Annotated in this window: 16 protein-coding genes; 14 read left to right on the forward strand and 2 right to left on the reverse strand. The window is 59.3% G+C overall.

The window, feature by feature from the left end; all coding sequences use genetic code 11:
* Positions 1 to 174 precede the first annotated feature (174 nt).
* From CLV84_RS04645 to CLV84_RS04700, 12 genes are all read left to right on the forward strand, one after another.
* Complete coding sequence (locus tag CLV84_RS04645) at positions 175 to 405, forward strand: hypothetical protein (RefSeq protein ID WP_146088713.1); 231 nt, start codon at positions 175 to 177, stop codon at positions 403 to 405.
* A gap of 410 nt (positions 406 to 815) precedes the next feature.
* Positions 816 to 1,076, forward strand: a complete 261-nt coding sequence (locus tag CLV84_RS21475) for a hypothetical protein (protein ID WP_146088714.1) — start codon at positions 816 to 818, stop codon at positions 1,074 to 1,076.
* Between the two features lie 140 nt (positions 1,077 to 1,216).
* Entirely contained in the window at positions 1,217 to 2,167 is a 951-nt protein-coding gene (locus CLV84_RS04655; RefSeq protein ID WP_146088715.1) for an O-antigen ligase family protein, read from the forward strand.
* The gene (locus tag CLV84_RS04660; protein WP_104418564.1) at positions 2,116 to 2,742 is read left to right on the forward strand and encodes a hypothetical protein; all 627 of its coding nucleotides are present in this window, start codon (positions 2,116 to 2,118) and stop codon (positions 2,740 to 2,742) included. The genes CLV84_RS04655 and CLV84_RS04660 overlap by 52 nt, the downstream gene beginning before the upstream one ends.
* Entirely contained in the window at positions 2,669 to 3,310 is a 642-nt protein-coding gene (locus CLV84_RS04665; protein WP_146088716.1) for an O-antigen ligase family protein, read from the forward strand. Before CLV84_RS04660 ends, CLV84_RS04665 begins: the two co-directional genes overlap by 74 nt.
* A gap of 287 nt (positions 3,311 to 3,597) precedes the next feature.
* Positions 3,598 to 5,256 (forward strand): T9SS type B sorting domain-containing protein, encoded by a 1,659-nt coding sequence (locus CLV84_RS04670; protein ID WP_104418566.1) that lies wholly within the window; start codon positions 3,598 to 3,600, stop codon positions 5,254 to 5,256.
* A gap of 194 nt (positions 5,257 to 5,450) precedes the next feature.
* Positions 5,451 to 6,089, forward strand: coding sequence for a hypothetical protein (locus CLV84_RS04675; RefSeq protein WP_146088717.1), 639 nt, complete (start codon positions 5,451 to 5,453; stop codon positions 6,087 to 6,089).
* Between the two features lie 21 nt (positions 6,090 to 6,110).
* A complete protein-coding gene (locus CLV84_RS04680) occupies positions 6,111 to 6,785 on the forward strand; it encodes a class I SAM-dependent methyltransferase (protein ID WP_104418568.1) in 675 nt (224 codons plus the stop codon).
* Entirely contained in the window at positions 6,786 to 8,189 is a 1,404-nt protein-coding gene (locus tag CLV84_RS04685) for an oligosaccharide flippase family protein (protein ID WP_104418569.1), read from the forward strand.
* Positions 8,182 to 9,090: a glycosyltransferase gene (locus tag CLV84_RS04690; RefSeq protein WP_170067572.1), complete on the forward strand. Its 909-nt coding sequence runs from the start codon at positions 8,182 to 8,184 to the stop codon at positions 9,088 to 9,090. Before CLV84_RS04685 ends, CLV84_RS04690 begins: the two co-directional genes overlap by 8 nt.
* On the forward strand, positions 9,087 to 10,118 hold the full coding sequence (locus CLV84_RS04695) for a glycosyltransferase family 2 protein (protein WP_104418571.1): 1,032 nt from the start codon (positions 9,087 to 9,089) through the stop codon (positions 10,116 to 10,118). Before CLV84_RS04690 ends, CLV84_RS04695 begins: the two co-directional genes overlap by 4 nt.
* 50 nt (positions 10,119 to 10,168) lie before the next feature.
* Complete coding sequence (locus CLV84_RS04700) at positions 10,169 to 11,050, forward strand: O-fucosyltransferase family protein (protein WP_104418572.1); 882 nt, start codon at positions 10,169 to 10,171, stop codon at positions 11,048 to 11,050.
* Between the two features lie 257 nt (positions 11,051 to 11,307).
* Here CLV84_RS04700 and CLV84_RS04705 read toward each other — a convergent pair whose 3' ends face one another.
* Positions 11,308 to 11,772: a hypothetical protein gene (locus CLV84_RS04705; protein ID WP_104418573.1), complete on the reverse strand. Its 465-nt coding sequence runs from the start codon at positions 11,770 to 11,772 to the stop codon at positions 11,308 to 11,310.
* 127 nt (positions 11,773 to 11,899) lie between these two features.
* Between CLV84_RS04705 and CLV84_RS04710 the strand changes: the two genes are divergently transcribed.
* Complete coding sequence (locus CLV84_RS04710; protein ID WP_104418574.1) at positions 11,900 to 12,841, forward strand: glycosyltransferase family 2 protein; 942 nt, start codon at positions 11,900 to 11,902, stop codon at positions 12,839 to 12,841.
* Positions 12,819 to 14,450: an aspartate:alanine exchanger family transporter gene (locus CLV84_RS04715; protein WP_104418575.1), complete on the forward strand. Its 1,632-nt coding sequence runs from the start codon at positions 12,819 to 12,821 to the stop codon at positions 14,448 to 14,450. Before CLV84_RS04710 ends, CLV84_RS04715 begins: the two co-directional genes overlap by 23 nt.
* Before the next feature lie 958 nt (positions 14,451 to 15,408).
* Here the strand turns inward: CLV84_RS04715 and CLV84_RS04720 are convergent.
* Entirely contained in the window at positions 15,409 to 16,380 is a 972-nt protein-coding gene (locus CLV84_RS04720; RefSeq protein ID WP_104418576.1) for a M23 family metallopeptidase, read from the reverse strand.
* Positions 16,381 to 16,472: the final 92 nt, after the last annotated feature.

Here is a 16,472-nt window from a genome sequence, read left to right on the forward strand (position 1 = left end):
CAAAAGCAAACCGTTCGTATGTCCTGGTTCGGGGCCAGTATACCCCGAGTAATCAAAGCTAAATTTTCTGCGTAGACACAAATATTAAGCATGCTAATTTCCAATATTAGTGCCACAATTCTATCTGCACAGGTAATTCAGTCCGGCCAGGGAGACCTTCACTGACTACGCTGTTTGGCGGTACCTGCGGTGCGCAGGAGCAAACTAGCCAAGCTGCCACCGGCCATCACCCGACCCCGTACCGATCGCTTCACCATCGTCTATACTGGAAGCCTGTATCCCCAATTCCAGTCGCTCTCCCCCCTGGTCGGGGCCATCAACGCGCTCGTGGAGCGGGGGGCGGTGCTCCCGCAGGACCTTCAGCTGATCTACCGGGGTAAGGACCGCGGCGTCTGGGAGGAGTAGACCAGGGATCTACCTTCGGAAGTAGCACGGGATACCGGGGGGTACATCCCACCTGCGTCCGCGCAAGAAATACAGGCCAACGCCCAGTTACTGGTACTGCTGAACTGGTCCGCGGAGCAGTACTACCGCGTGCTTACCGGTAAGCTGTACGATTATCTTGCGGCCGGCCGACCCATTTTGGTGCTGGTGAACGGTCCCGACGATCCGGAATTGCGGGAAATTGTTGAGGGTGCTCAGGCCGGGAAAGTATTTGATCGGGACAGCCAGCCGACCGAGTGGCTCCTCGATTGCTACCGGCGGTGGAAGGAAAGTGGGGGACGGCTACTCTGGTCGTCTGATCGGGAGAAATTAAAGAATCTACTTGAGGCGGAGCCGGGTTCCACCGCAGGATGCCCTTAAGATTACTCAGCTTGTTACTCCGACTTTTCCAGGGCTACGTCCTGCTGATGCCCCTGCGGCGACTGGACGTCGTTCCCCTCTTCCACTGGCTGGGAACTTCCCTCAACATAACCGAAGTTCTCTTTTTGGTTCTCGGACCGCTCGCCGTATATCGCGCCGGCAGGGACTTATGGCCTAAGCATGATTGCTTTACCTGGGCGGCGATCGGCTTATTGGGGGTGCTGAGTTGTTCTACGGTTGCAGCGGGAACCAACAGAGGGTACTTGAACTGATCGGTCGGTACTACTTGCTGGCGCTGTTTCTGACCTTCTGTTGGGGAGTCAGCAACCTGGGGCCGGCCTCTTTGGAATCCGTATTTCGGTGGTGGACGTACGGCGTGATTTTCCTCGTGGCAACCGCGTATTTGGGCTATATGCTTGCGTGGACCGGGACCACGGAAGCCTTGGTATGGGTATACGAGGACTATCCCTATTTCGGTACAGTTTACCGGGCGATGGGGCTGGCGGGCGGCTGCACCCCCCTCATCCTACTGCTATTACCCCCGCTTTTTAAACAGTGGTGGAACTGGCGGGAGGAAGGTACGTTTCCCTGGTTCCTGTTGTACGTGACTCCCGTTTTGTTGCTTACGTCGTCCAAAGAAGTCCTGGTCATTCCGATTGCCTTGCTGTTAATGGGTAAATGTTTTCTCCGGCCCATCCGGTACGGGCTGGCGGGCGTCCTCCTGATTGCCTATAATTTCAGCTCCCACTATATCGTGCAGCCATCGCAAAGAATACGGGGCAGCGTTTACAAGCGTGCCGAGTACAGCCCCGGTGTAGTTGCCTATCGGGGGGAGTCGTTTCAACTCTTCGAGACCACCTATATCGCGCTAAAGCGCACGGCCGTCTACCTGGCGAATCAACACCCCCTGGTGGGTATTGGCGCGGACCAATTTCAACAAACGCTTAAGGATGCCCGGCCAATGCACCTATATCCGACCCACCTCCCGACCTACAATCCCCATTCTACCTGGTTTGGCGTGTTGGTGGGAGCGGGCTATCTGGGGCTGATCGCCTTGACCGGTCTGGTGGTGATAACGGGCCGTCAGCTTAGGGCCAACCTTCGTTGGAGAACCGCCCGCACCCGCTCCTATGACTGGTCCATGATGGCCAGCTCATTGAGTATATTAGTTGTCAGCGTCAATTATGATATGCTTCATTTCAACTTTCCATGGACTCTTTTTGCCCTGATATTGGGACAGAAAGGTGAAAACGGGTCGGTAAGTGCAGCTCAAAGCCTATCTGATTCCCGCCTACGCCGCCGCTACGCTCTTTGCGCGCGCACTGTCGCTGCCCGCCCCTGCTCCCGGAGACGGTCCAGCTGACCGAGCTCATCTTTCCGGTAGCCCTGTGGAGCTTTCGCCAGGAGATGATCGAGCTGATCAGGCGCTATCGATGGTTCTCTTTGGCACTGGCGCTTTACGTAGCGGCTAACCTAGTGTCCGCCCTAGTATCGCAAAACGGTGCCGCCCTGCTGGAAGCCGGGGCCCGGGCTTACCTGGCCTTGCTGGCTTTCGTGGTTGTGGCGCACGTGCGGAGCTATGGTAGCCGGTCCGTGGCCGTATGGTGGCGGCGCACCACGGTAGGCGTAGCCACGGCATGCGTGTTGGTATACGGCGGGGTTATCCTCGGTCTTCTGGATCCGGGCGGCTGGGTAGTCTTTATTCCCGACTATCCCATATTCGGTCCGGTGTACCGGCTCCGGGGAACGGCCACGGTATACGGCATGATGTACATGCTTCTCCTTCCCGGCCTGCTCATTGCCTACGCCCGCTGGCGTGCGGGGTGGGGCTTGGCAGCTGCTGCTTATCCTTGCCGCCGCTGGTATGACCCTGGCGAAGGAAAACCTGCTGTTCTTTGTAGGCGCCTTACTGATCGAAACCAGGTACCGGCTACCTAAATTACGTCCGCTGCTCTACGCCACCGCAATTGGGTTGGTAGGCATTCTTCAGGTCAATACCCACTTTTTACTATTACCCACGGATCGCGACCTCACCGCTACCATCTTTACTTCCGGTCGAACGGTTTATACTGGGTCGGACTATGTGGTGGCGGAAACCAACTACACCGCCAACAAACGCGCCGGGCTGTTGATCGGAGCGGCACACCCCTGGCTGGGCGTAGGCCCCGGCCGCTTCCAGGACTACACCGAAGCCCTGGTACCGAGCGGTAATTACCCGGCTCACTTTGGCCGCTTCAACCCGCATTCCGCTTGGACCGGCGCTTTCGCCGAAACCGGCCTCTTCGGCTTGCTGGGGCTGATCGCATTGGTGGCCAGTCTGCTTTACTACCGGCCGGAAGGGTGGACGGTCGCCGCGGTGGTTTTACTGCTCTTCCTGGTGGCCAGCATCTTCAAGGACGTGATGAACTTCCGGGGGCTGTGGGTGCTGGTGGGGCTGTATCTGGCCAACAGCACCGAAGGGTATTCGGAAAAGAAACCCTTCCTTCCATCTCAACAGGCTGTGTAGCTGTCTAGAGGAAAATAGATCCCGAGGCATCTGGAATAATCCCTCACCGGATAGCTGTCTGACAAGGTTGGTATTGAGCCATTGTAAACGCTGTGAATGGCAGTAGGCTTACGCTTGCGCACCGGGCTAATCAACTTGTTCTGCAATCGATGACAGCAAGGGGGAATTGCCGCTTTGGCGTTAAATCGCTAAATTTGGTTCGGTTTTGAAGCCCGTACTGTCTAAGGTGCGTCAGTATTTTCCTCGAGGCGTTATTACCCTCCACCGCTAACCCCAAGTTATTGCTTGTGTTACTCAGCCGTTACCTCCCCCACCTGATCTGTCTGCCCTTAGCTCTCCTATCCTTCTGGGGTAGCACCGAGGCACAAAACTGTGACGGCAGTACGGGACCCGTGATTTTCGCCGAGGATTTTGGTTCCGGCGCCGGTCCGGGGGAACCCCTAGCTCCCGGAACTACCACGTACACCTACGGTTCCGTGGGTGGGGGAAACTATTCGGTCACGAACACGACCGGAATCAATCGCGACCGCTGGCACGATGCGCCCGATCATACCGAGGGCGATGTAAATGGCTACGCCCTGGTCTTCGATGCTTCGGACGACCCGGGAATTTTCTACCGCGCCACCTTCGACAGCCTCTGTGAGAATACCGACTACACCTTCTCGTGCTATGTGGCCAATGTCGTTCGGCCATTTGCCTGTGAAGGGAACAGCATCGAACCCAATCTAAAGTTTTCCCTTTTCGATCCTGCCACCGGGAATAGCCTCGGCTCCGTGATTACCGGTTCTATTCCGACGACGGATACCCTCACCTGGAATCAATTCTCCATTTCCTTTCGTACCCGCCCCGGTCAGCGCGACGTGGACATCGAGATCACCAACAATGCCATTGGCGGATGCGGCAACGACCTGGCCATCGATGATTTTCGTTTTAGCCGGTGCAATCCCGTCCGCGAACAGCGCTTTGATCTGTGCCAGCTACCGGAACAAATGGTGGTTGTTGGAGCGGACACCCTTCGGACCCCCGGTGTATATGAGTCCTTTATCGACCTGCCGAACACCTGTAACGACAGTACCATCATCACTACCCTGTACGGGGAAGCGAGCTCCAACACGGTAGAAGTAATTGCAAGTTGCATCGGAGACGTCGTCACGGTAGACGGTGTCGATTACACGAGTGACACCGTTTTTATCGATACGATCGCTCACGCAGGAGGATGTGTTTCCACCGTCACCTACAACCTGACCTTTTCCGAAACCGTGACAACCGAATTACAAGCGACGATTTGTCAGGGTGATAGCCTGTTGTTTGCCGGAAGCTGGATAAAGGAAGAAGGAGTGTACCGGGATACCCTGACTTCGGTGAACGGATGCGATAGTAGTGTAGTCTATACGGTTCGAGCCGTTGATTTTTCGGTTGACATAGTCGGATTGCCTACCATGCCCGTGGAGGTGGGCGATACCCTGGCACTCGGCGTAATCACTTCCTCCACGGGTACCGTTGCTTATACCTGGACGCCCCCTCAGGTATTTGATTGCCCGACTTGTCAGGAAGTGTTGCTTTCCATTCTTCGGACGACTACCATCGGTTTGTCGGCTATCGACGAGGTCAGCGGATGTGTGGATTCCGTTTTCTTCACTTTGGAGACGGAGCCGTGCGGGGGATCTTATTTCCCGAATGCCTTTTCGCCCAATGGAGATGGCGCCAATGATATCTACCACCCCTTTTTGAGCGACTGCACGACGGAAGTTGTCGCCTTTGAAATTTTCGATCGCTGGGGCGCGAAGGTCCACAGCCAATCCGGCGTAACGGCCGACCAGGTGGTTTGGGATGGCCAATGGAATCGCCATGCCGCCCCAATCGGGGTGTACTCCTATTTTGTCTCCTACGTTCTTTCCAACGGAGGCACCCGACTGGATAAGGGCCATGTAACGCTACTGCGTTAGGCTTCAGCCGCTGAATGTATGATTCTCGTATATGGGTATCTCTGCGGGAGGCCCCCATTCACGTCGCTAGCCATGCGGGCATACAGAACATCCCCGTACCTTTGGCGCTGACGGCGGGCTGCGCAGGATTTCCTCTCAGCTTTGAGTCGGTCTTCTTCGTCCGCTCCTCCCCGAACCAAATTCGATCGAACTGCATGCCTACCATTCTCAAATTGATTTCCGGTTTTTTGCCCAGGTCCCTGCGGGGATGGTGGAAGCGGAGAAAAGATGCAAAGGAATTGCAACAGTGGGAGGAAAGCGGTCAGCCCGTTCCACCGCCCCACGCCGTAAAGCAGCGCACTATTCGGTCCGTGCACCAGCGCTTTCCCTATACGACCTTCGTGGAAACCGGAACCTTTATGGGGGACATGGTAGAGGCCCAGCGAAAGCATTTTGCCCGGATCTTCTCCGTTGAGTTGAGCAAGCCATTGTTCATTCGGGCCGTGAAGCGCTTTCGGGGGGATAACCACATTACCATCCTTCAGGGCGATAGTGGCAAAGTCCTTCGGTCGGTCGTTCCCGAACTGCAGGAGCCCGCAATATTTTGGCTTGACGGTCATTATTCCGGCGGCGTAACCGCGCTGGGTGAAAGCGTATCTCCCATCCTTGCGGAAATCGAAACAATTTTATCAGACACCCTTCACGACCATGTCCTGCTGATCGACGATGCCCGGTTATTCGTTGGCGACGAGAATTATCCGGACCTTGAGACCGTGACGGCATTAGTACACCGTCTGGACACCAATTACCGGATCGACATTACGGAAGACTGTATCTGCGTTACACCGCAGTAAATCTTTCGGTCTACTTTTCCTATGACTTCCCAACAACCAGGCAATTCGCTGAAAGAATCGTACATCGGCTTACGTACCGACATCATAGGCATGTTGGAGGGTGAGGCCAGCGCGACGATACTGGACGTTGGTTGTGCGACCGGAGTGAACGGAGCCTACCTCTTAGATCATGGTCACGCCAAGGAGGTGTATGGTATTGAGTACGACGCAGTAATGGCGAATTTGGCGAAAGACCGTTACCGGGAAGTATGGCAAGGAGACATTGAAGCCATGCAATTCACGGAGCTATTCAAAGATCTACGCTTCGATTGCCTGATTTTCGGGGACATTCTCGAGCACCTTCGCGATCCTCAATTAATTCTCAACGATTTGCTTGCCTTCCTGCGCCCCGGCGGCCGGGTGGTGATCTCAGTCCCGAATATGCAGCACGTCTCCGCACTGTGGACACTTGCCGCGAAAGGGTATTGGCCTCGGAATGACCGCGGCATTTTCGATCGGACGCATTTGCAGGTCTTTACCCGGAAAAACCTGATCGAGCTGGTGGAGTCATCCGGTTTGGAGGTTGAACAATTGCAGCGCGTGTTTCGCTACCGGGATCGTTTGGGGAGTCAATTTCCCATCTACGGTCGCTTGCTTAAAGTAGCCTTTCCCGATTACTATACTTTCCAGTATCTCGTACTGGCGAAGAAGCCGTAGATGAGCTTCCAGCGCCAGATAGTAAACAACTTCCTGAAGGTCGGGCTGCTGAAGTATTCCGGGCTCGTCGTCACCTTCGCGGGTAGCGCACTGGTCAGCCGGCAACTCGACCCCGAGGAGTACGGGGTACAGGCCATCGGCGCGATCTACTTCGGGGTGGTGACGCTCTTTCTCGACGCCGGCTTCTCCCTGGCCGTCATCCGGGAGGTCGATACCCCGGCCTTCCAGCGCAGCGTCCGCCTGTTCGCGCTGGGCATGGGGGCGTTGCTCGGGTCGCTGCTGATCCTGGCCGCCTATCCCATCGCGTGGTGGTATGGGATGCCGGAAATTACCTGGGTACTGGTGCTCTACGGGGTCTGCGCCTTTCTGAACGCCATCCCCATCGTCCACGAAGCCATCCTGTCGCGCCGGGAACAGTTCGGCTACATCGCCCGGGTGGCCCTGCTGGCCACGGTGGTGCAGGTAATCGCTACCTACCTGCTGGCCCGCGCCGGATTCAGCTACTATGCGCTGATCCTCCCCCTCTTGGCGGTCCCCCTGCTCAAGTACGCTTTTTACCACGGCAAGGTCGACCTCATCGCCCGCGGCCGACCGTGGCGGCAGCTGCCCTTTCGCGCCAGTTTTCGGCGCATCCGGAGCCTGATGGTCAACCTGTCGGTCTTCCAGGTCCTGCTGTACGTCTCCTCCAACATCGACAATCTTTACCTGAGCAAGCTGTATTCCACGGCCAACCTCGGACTCTACAATCGCGCCTACAACTTCAATCGCCTGCCGCTGACCATCGTCTCCGGCGTCATCTCGACCATCCAGCTGCCGATGTTCGAGCGCATCCGCCAGGAGGGGCAGAACGTGAAGTACGAGTTTACCCAGTACATCCACCTTCTGGGAGGCATCGCTTTTCCCGCGGTGGTCATTTTCCACCTGTTCCCCTACGAGATCAGCGCCTTTATCTGGGGGGAAGACTGGCGGCAGGTGGGCGCTTACCTCTACCCCCTGTCCATCCTCTTGCCCACCTCGCTGATGATCAGCGCGGCCGGAAACCTGTTTATCGTGTTTCGGGGAGAACGGTTTCTGGTGTACAATACCGCCATCAGTTCCCTGGCCCAGATCGTCGGCGCCTCGATCGGGGTTTACTATTCCATCGAAGGCATGATCGTCGGTATCATTCTCGGTAACCTGTTCGGTTCGCTTCCCGTCACGATGTACTTTGGGTTCTACCGCCTGTTTGGGTACACGCTCTGGGAGATTTTCCGGGTATGGTGGTTCAATTACCTGATGGTCATCGGCCTGTTGTCGTGCTACATTAGTGGAAACGCGGAAGCAACCTACGCGGTCCTGGCGGTCTACTCCGCGGGATCGCTCTATTCCATCGGCCGCTACGTCAAGCACAACTATTTTGGCTAGGATCCTCACCATCGTGGTCACTTACCAGGCGGAAGCCTGGCTCGATACCTGCCTGGGGGCGGTAAGCCAACTGGGCGCGCTGACCGATCTTGCCGTGGTCGACAACGCCTCCACCGACGGAACGCGGGCGCGCCTGAAAACGGACTTTGAGGAAGGTATCGACCACCTGCATCTCTCCGACCGCAATCTAGGTTTCGGCAAAGCCCACAACCTCGTGTTTAGCCAACCGTACAGCCAGGCCTACGACTACTTTTTCCTGCTGAACCAGGATGCCGCGATCGGAGCGGAAGATTTGCGTCGGTTGGTGGCCGTCGCGGACGAGCATCCCTCTTTCGGCATCCTGAGTCCGTTGCAGTATGCGGGCGACGGGGCGCTGGAACCCAGGTTCGCCAGTTACCTTCCGGGCGCGTCCATACCCCAGGACACGGCGGTCTTCCCCGTCAACTTCGTGAACGCCGCGTTGTGGCTGGTCCGTGCCCGCGTGGTGGAGCGGATCGGGTATTTCAATCCCGTCTTTCCCCACTACGGAGAGGACGTAAACTACGTCACCCGCACCCAGCTGGCCGGATTTCGGGTCGGTGTCGTTCCCGCCGCGCGGGGGTACCACTACCGGACCGGAGCCACCGTTACCGGTCGCCTCGATCATCCCCCCTACGATCACTGGATCCTCGGCTTGCTGCGGGTGGTGGATCCCTCCACCTCAACGGCGGTGGCGCTGCGGCAAACCCTGGGGGATTACGCCGGGCTATGCTTGGGGTTGCTGGTGCGGGGTAAGGTTTCCCTGGCGGCTATGCACCTGCGGTACCTCGCCCGTTTGCTACGTCACGTACCGGAGTACCGGACGTACGCCAGCCTGCACATCGATCGGCCGGATTTCGGCGGAAAAACCATCGAACCATGAGCGGCGGCCTGGTCTCCATCCTCGTCCCGGTTCACAACGCCGCGGGCTATCTGTCCGAGCTCATTGCTTCGGTGCGCGCGCAGACCTACGGCAACTGGGAACTCCTCCTGGTCGATGACCTTTCCACCGACCAGAGTTATGCGCTTATGCAGCGCGCGGCGGCGGAAGATGCCCGCGTCGTCGCCCTGCGGAACGAGCAAAACCGCGGTCCATCCGCCACCCTGAATCGGGCGGCGCGCCAGGCCGGCTCCGATATCCTGTTCCGCCTCGACGCCGACGATACCATGGAGCCGCAACGCCTGGAAAAGCAACTGGCGTTTCTCGACCGCCATCCGCAAGTCGGTCTGTTGGGTAGCGCCTACTACGAAACGGACGCGCACGGCCACATCCGGGGGCAGCACGGCAGTAGCGTACGGGAAAGCGCGGAGCTGAAGGCCAAGTTCATGTTCACGAATGCCATGGGCCACAGCACCGTCGTCTACCGCCGGGCGGCCTTTGACAGGGTAGGAGGGTACGACGAATCGCTCCGTGCCTCCCTCGATTACGATCTGCTGGCCCGCCTCAGTACGGTCACGGAATGCGGCTTCCTCCCCGAACCGCTGGTGCACTACCGGACCCACGCCGAGAACATTACTACCACCCGTCGGGAGGCCCAGCGGACCAATGCCGCCGCCGTCCAACGGTATATGTTAGGCCATTACGGATTCACCGCCACTCCGGAAGCGCTCCAAATCCACCGCCACGTCGGCGTGGAGCCCTTCGTGGGCGATAGCGCGGCCTATGCCACCTTCATTCGGCGGGCACGGGGGTGGTTTGCCGAGCTCGATCGGCAGAACCTGCAGCTCCGGGCTTTCGAACCGGCCGCTTTTCGCCGCGTGCTGGAGGAAATGCATACCGGCCTCTACACCCGTGCTTCCTGCTCGCTCCGGCTGCGGGATTTCGGGCGCACCCTTACGACGGACTACGGCTCCCTGCGCCCGCTTCCCTTCCTGAAGCAGCTGGCCCATTCCGCGAAGAATGGGATCTGATCCGCTTCCCCGGTTATCCCTAGTTGCCCCGGCCGCTTACCTTTGCGGCGATGTTGGTACTGGTAGATAAGGAAGGACAGCTGTGCAACCGGTTATGGTCCTACGCCCCGTTCATCGCGTACGCCCTGCACCACGACATTGCGGTGCGGGTCCTGTATCTGGGGCCCTACCACGAAGCTTTCGAGGATCTCGGCCGTTTTCCCCGGATCACCTTCCCCGAATGGTCGTCCCGGTCTTACGATTATCTCAAGCAATTGACCCATTTGGTGCACCGGCTGCCCCGCTCGCTGCGGCGGGCCTTGCGGGTAGATTCGCTCCGGTTCGGGGATCCAGCCTACGAACGGGTCAAGCCATTGGATCGGGACGGACTCGTACTCGTGCAATCCTGGCGGGCCCCCGTGCCCCAGCGGTACATGCAAAGCGAGCACGACCGCATCCGGGAGCTGTTCCGCTTTCGACGGGAATCCACAACTAAGGTAGACGCGCTATTGTCGCGGGAGCTACGTCCGGATGACATCCTGGTGGGAATCCACCTGCGCCGGGGGGACTACGCCACGTACCGGGACGGGGAGTACTACTACGACGATGCCACCTACGCCGCCTTCCTCCGGCAGTTGCCAGCGCAGTTTCCCGGTAAACGCCTGCGGGTCCTGCTCTGCTCCAATGAGGCAATTCGTCCGGAGGCTTTCGCCGAGTTCGCCCACTTTTCCGTGCCGGATGCCACGGGCGTCGAGGACCTCTACGCTTTGTCCCGCTGCGATTACATCATGGGTCCCCCGAGTACGTATTCCATGTGGGCTTCGTATTACGGACGGGTACCCTTGCTGTTTCTGGAATCCGCCGCTACTCCAGTGAAGCGGGAAGACTTCAGCGTCATCATCCACCAGAATCACTTTGCCAACGGCCGGGTGCTGTACGGCGAGTCGCGCTGAAGCATGGCGGTCATGCCCTCCGACCCACCTTTACCATCCTAATCGACGGGATCCTGCGCTTTTTGGTGGCATGCTGCTGGGGCGAAGGCATCTTTTTTCCCGCGCTCCGCCGCCAAAACCAGGATTCGGTATGCAGGTTATCCTCCGGCTGGGATCAGCGGACCAGGTGAACCAGTCCCTTCAACTCGACCTCTTCGCCGTTGACCGGGCGCGCTACGAAGACGTAGGCGTACACCCCGTAAGACTTTCGGTCAGGGTTAACGTAAACCGATCCACTGCGATCGGCAAAAAGCTCGGGTATTGCGCACGTATCGCATAGGGCGAAGTCTCCGGACCAAAGGAACGCTATACCGGTGTCGGGCAGCCCTGTGTCCAGCGTGGTACCAATAGTAATTCACCCCGTTGGTGCCGCCGCGGTGGTCGCTGGTGAAGATCCAGTATTCGTCGGGACTGCCCCCCACCGGTATGACTACGCCCGAACTGGTGCTGGAGGGGTGCCCGAGCAAGCCATCGGCCACCTTCACGTCATTTCCGTTGAATACGGAAATACCGGCGGTGTAAAATAGCAGCTTGCCCGCCGCATCGGAAACACTGGCCGTCCCTTCGCGACGCTGCAGGGCGGACGGCGTGATCTCTAGGTTTCCGTCTTCGAACCGAAGCCCGCCGTAACAACCGAAATGCCAGTTTCCGTTTTCCTTCCGGGCGGTGAGGGCAAAACCCAACAAAGAAGGCTGATGGTGAAAAGCGCTTGTGTCCGTATACCGGTCATTATGCGGGTATAGCCAGTTGGGTGGTTTTTCGGCACGATACGCTTTCCTTCCCGCGGGTTTCCCGACCTTTACGTTTGCTATGATCCCACCCCTGTTCACCGTAATCATCTGCACCTACGACCGGTCCGACTTACTGCGCCATTGCCTCGACTCGCTGGCGGACCAAAGCGACGCGCCCGAAGACTGGGAGCTCCTGGTCATAGACAACAATAGCACCGACGCCACGCCGCGGGTAACCGACGACTTCCTGGCCGCCCATCCGCAACTGAACGGCCGGCGCATCCGTGAAGCACAACAGGGGCTAAGCCACGCCCGCAACCGCGGTTACCGGGAGGCCGCCGCCGACTGGGTCATCTACCTGGACGACGACGCCCGGGCCGATCGGCGGTTCCTCGCGCGGACCGCCGAGCTCGTTCGCGATCGCCAATACCGTATCGTCGGTGGCGTTTACTACCCCTGGTACCACTACGGCCGGCCGGATTGGTACCGGGACCGCTACGCCAGCAACGCCCTGCCGGCCTACCGCAGCCTCAGCGTTCCCCCGGCAAACTACGTGGCTACCGGGGGGGTCATGCTGTGGGAGAAGAACCTCCTGGCCGAACTGGGCGGCTTCGACCCGCGGGTGGGCATGGTCGGCAAGCGCATCGCCTACGGGGAGGAGACCTACCTCCAGGCCAAGGCCCGGGCGCGGGGCATCGCGGTGGCCTATGACCCCCGGCTGATCATTTACCACGTGGTGATACCGAAGAAGCTTTCGGTCGACTGGTTCTTCCGCTCCTACTTCGCCGCGGGGCGGGACGCGGTGCTCGGCGGTAAAGTGAAGCCCGGATTCTTTTCCCTCGCGAAGGAACTACTCCTGGCCGCTGGAGTTATGACTAAGGATCTCCTTTGGTACACCCCGCGTTTATTAGGGCCTGATTATTACCTGGAAAACTGGCTCATCGACGTGTTTCGGAAGGTGGCTAAACGCGTCGGTACCGTCTACACCGCCTTGCTGCATGATCGAGTTACTCACCGCTAGTCCGTTACTCCTCCTCTTCGCCGTCATGGCCATCGGCTATGGCGTAGGCGAGATCCGCATCAAAAGCTTCAAACTCGGGGTAGCCGCCGTTCTTTTCGTCGGACTGGGCTTCGGCGCCCTCAGCCCGGCCCTCGAAGTGCCGCAGTTCATCGTCTTTATGGGGCTGGCGATCTTCGTGTACACCGTCGGACTCAGCTCGGCCCCCGCCTTTTTCGCCAGTTTTCAACGCAACGGCTTCCGGGACATTTACTTCGCCACGGGTACGATCCTGCTGTCCGCGGCGCTGGCCTACGGGATCGGGGTATGGCTGGACTTCGATGCCGCCACCACCAGCGGACTCTACGCCGGCGCGAGCACCAATACCCCGGCCCTGGCCGGCCTCCTCGACGCGATCCAGAAGAACGTGCCGCTGGCCGGCCAGGACGCCATGTCGCAGCAGGCGGTGGTCGGGTATTCGCTGGCCTATCCGCTCGGGGTGTTGGGCGTGATGCTCGGCCTGTTCGCCCTCCAGCGCATTATGGGGATCAGCTACGCGGAGGAATACCGGGAGCTCCAGAAGGATTACCCCCTCGGCGAAAAGTTACTCAGCCGCACCTTCCGCGTCGAGCATCCCGATATGGCGGGCCATACGCTGCGGGAATTTCGCCTGCAACACCGTACGGGAGTGGCTTTCGGCCGGATGCTCCACAACGGCGAAACCTACCTCACCACCTGGGACAGCCAGCCGGAAACGGGCGACCTCATCGTACTCGTCGGCTCCGAGGAAGCCATCCAGGAAACGGCGCAGTACGTCGGCCCGGCCGAAGAGGGACAACTGAACCACGACCGCTCCGTCTTCGACGTCCGGCGCATCTTCGTTTCGAACGAGGAGATCGCCGGTAAGACCATCGCCTCCCTCAACCTCCAGGAACGCTTCAACGTGCTCATCACCCGGGTACAACGGGGCGATATGGACCTGCTGGCCAGCGGCGATACCGTGCTGGAACTGGGCGACCGCATCCTGCTCGTAGCCCACCGTAAGGACCTCCCGGAGGTGTTCCGGGTGTTCGGCAACAGCTACGAGGCATTATCGAAGGTGAATTTGCTTTCCTTCGGCTTGGGCATCACCCTCGGGCTGCTGCTGGGCATGATCACCTTCGAGCTGCCGGGGGGCTACTCCTTTAGTTTGGGTTTCGCCGGCGGTCCGCTGATCGTCGCCCTTATCCTCGGCCAGCTCCGCCGTACGGGGCCCATCGTCTGGACGCTGCCCTACGGCGCCAACCTCACCCTACGGCAGCTCGGTTTGATCTTCCTGCTGGCGGGCATCGGTATCCGTTCCGGTCAGACGTTTTACCAGACGCTGCAGACCGACCTCGGTCTCAAGCTCTTCCTCGCCGGCGGCGTCATCGCGATGATCACGACGGTCGCGACCATTTTGGTGGGGTACCGCCTTCTGAAGATCCCCTTTTCCTTCCTCGGCGGTATGGTCGGCAGCCAGCCCGCCATTCTGGAGTTCGCCGTGGAGCAGGCCGGGAACAAGTACCCGACCATCGGCTACACCCGCATGCTTCCCGTGGTGCTGATCGGGAAGATTCTGGCGGTGCAGTTGTTGTACTCTCTGCTGAGTTAAGGGGTTAGGACAAGGAGTGAATTTTTGAATTAGTGAGGGACTGAATGGGGCGGCACAGTAAGCCCCTGGCTACGCGCGGCGCGGGTACGCAGATAGACGAAAGTAAGGCGGGCTATGGACTGAAAAGGGCGGGACACTAGGTGCCTGGCTACGCGCGGCGCGGGTACGTAGAGTAGATAGACGAAAGTAAGCCGGGCTATGGACTGAAAAGGGCGGGACAGTAGGTGCCTTGCTACGCGCGGCAAGAGTACGGAGATAGGCGCTCGTAAGTTGGGCTAGGGACCGAAAAGGGCGGGACAGTAGCGGCCTTGCTATGCGCGGCACGAGTACGCAGATAGGCGCTCGTAAGTTGGGCTAGGGACCGAAAAGGGCGGGACGGTAGCGGCCTTGCTACGGGCTGCACGAGTACGCAGATAGGCGCTCGTAAGTTGGGCTAGGGCTGAAAAGGGCGGGACGGTAGCGGCCTTGCTACGCGCGGCAGGAGTACGCAGATAGGCGCTCGTAAGTTGGGCTAGGGACTGAAAAGGGCGGGACAGTAGCGGCCTTGCTACGGGCTGCAGGAGTACGCAGATAGGCGCTCGTAAGTTGGGCTAGGGCTGAAAAGGGCGGGACAGTAGCGGCCTTGCTACGCGCCGCGCGGGTACGCGGATAGGCGCTCGTAAGTTGGGCTAAGGACTGAAAAGGGCGGGACGGTAGCGGCCTTGCTACGCGCCGCGCGGGTACGCGGATAGGCGCTCGTAAGTGTGGGCTAAGGACTGAAAAGGGCGGGACGGTAGCGGCCTTGCTACGGGCTGCAGGAGTACGCAGATAGGCGCTCGTAAGTTGGGCTAGGGACCGAAAAGGGCGGGACAGTAAGCGCCTTGCTACACGTGGCATCCGTGCGCACCGACCCGAGCGCAGCGAGGGGCCAGCCTCCAACGGCCCCATTCAGTCCTTCAGTCCTTCAGCCCTTCACTCCTTAAAAACTAACGAACTCCCCCGGATCCACCGCCCGCCCCTGGTGCCAGAGCTCGAAGTGGAGGTGGGGCCCGGTGCTCTGGGTGCCGGTATTGCCGATGATGGCGATGGCTTCGCCGGCCTTGACGCGGTCGCCTACCTCCTTAAGGAGCTTGCTGTTGTGTTTGTAGAAGCTGATGAGGTTATTATCGTGCTGGATGCCGATCATGTTGCCGTTCGCATTGCTGTACTCCGAAAGGAAGACGATGCCCTCCCGGGTGGCCTTCACGGCGGTGTTCTGGGGGGCGAGGATGTCCACCCCGGTGTGGTCGGTGGCCAGGTTGAAGCCCGCGCTCACTTCTCCATTCAGGGGGGCAACGAGGTAGACCGAAGCGAGGGTGACGTCGTTGCTGCCGGGCGAAGGCAGGCTGACGGTCATCGCGGCCGGTACGGCCATCCGTTCCTGCTCCATATCGCGGCGTAGCTGGATTTCGGCCTCCGAGGGGGGTAGGGGGTCCACCTCTTCGCTGGCCACGATCTCGGTGCGCTTTTCGACGCTGTCGGCCGTGATGACCTTACCCAGCAGGGTGCGCTTCAGGTTTTCGATGTATAGGTTCTGTCCGTCCACGATCTCGGTCAGCTCGCCCACCGTATACTGCAGGTCGGCCATTTCCTCGCGTTGTACCACGTCGCCGTAGCCCGGCACGTACTGCCGCAGCGGGGTAAAGGCGATCAGCCCGATCACGATCACCGCCACCACCAGGAAAAGGGTGGAAAGGGCGGCGTATACGTTGAGCGGCGTCAGGTTGTAGCTGCCGATCTCGTGGTAGTTGTGGGTATTCCGCACGACCAGTTGGTACTCGTCCTGGCTACGTTCCTTGAAGCGGTTCCAACGACTTTGATTCTCCTGTGTTTCCTCCATGATAAGGTCCTGTAAGCCAAACATACCCGCCCGCATCCCATTCTTTTTTCGGGCGCCGGGCGCGGGTGCCATACAAATTCGGGAAATGGCGGCCAGACACCGGGGGCAGCCTACACTTTCCGCTACCTTGCGCGCGTTTACCGCGTACCTCCCATGTTAAGGGG

It is taken from the genome of Neolewinella xylanilytica, assembly GCF_002934605.1.
Taxonomy (GTDB): domain Bacteria; phylum Bacteroidota; class Bacteroidia; order Chitinophagales; family Saprospiraceae; genus Neolewinella; species Neolewinella xylanilytica.

Excerpts from the sequence above, each read along its gene's own strand:
- CLV84_RS04680 (WP_104418568.1), top strand. The coding sequence starts at position 6,111 with ATGACTTCCCAACAACCAGGCAATTCGCTGAAAGAATCGTACATCGGC.
- CLV84_RS04715 (WP_104418575.1), top strand. The coding sequence starts at position 12,819 with ATGATCGAGTTACTCACCGCTAGTCCGTTACTCCTCCTCTTCGCCGTC.
- CLV84_RS04720 (WP_104418576.1), bottom strand. The coding sequence starts at position 16,380 with ATGGCACCCGCGCCCGGCGCCCGAAAAAAGAATGGGATGCGGGCGGGT.
- CLV84_RS04675 (WP_146088717.1), top strand. The coding sequence starts at position 5,451 with ATGCCTACCATTCTCAAATTGATTTCCGGTTTTTTGCCCAGGTCCCTG.
- CLV84_RS04700 (WP_104418572.1), top strand. The coding sequence starts at position 10,169 with ATGTTGGTACTGGTAGATAAGGAAGGACAGCTGTGCAACCGGTTATGG.
- CLV84_RS04710 (WP_104418574.1), top strand. The coding sequence starts at position 11,900 with ATGATCCCACCCCTGTTCACCGTAATCATCTGCACCTACGACCGGTCC.
- CLV84_RS04695 (WP_104418571.1), top strand. The coding sequence starts at position 9,087 with ATGAGCGGCGGCCTGGTCTCCATCCTCGTCCCGGTTCACAACGCCGCG.
- CLV84_RS04685 (WP_104418569.1), top strand. The coding sequence starts at position 6,786 with ATGAGCTTCCAGCGCCAGATAGTAAACAACTTCCTGAAGGTCGGGCTG.
- CLV84_RS04665 (WP_146088716.1), top strand. The coding sequence starts at position 2,669 with ATGACCCTGGCGAAGGAAAACCTGCTGTTCTTTGTAGGCGCCTTACTG.
- CLV84_RS04655 (WP_146088715.1), top strand. The coding sequence starts at position 1,217 with ATGCTTGCGTGGACCGGGACCACGGAAGCCTTGGTATGGGTATACGAG.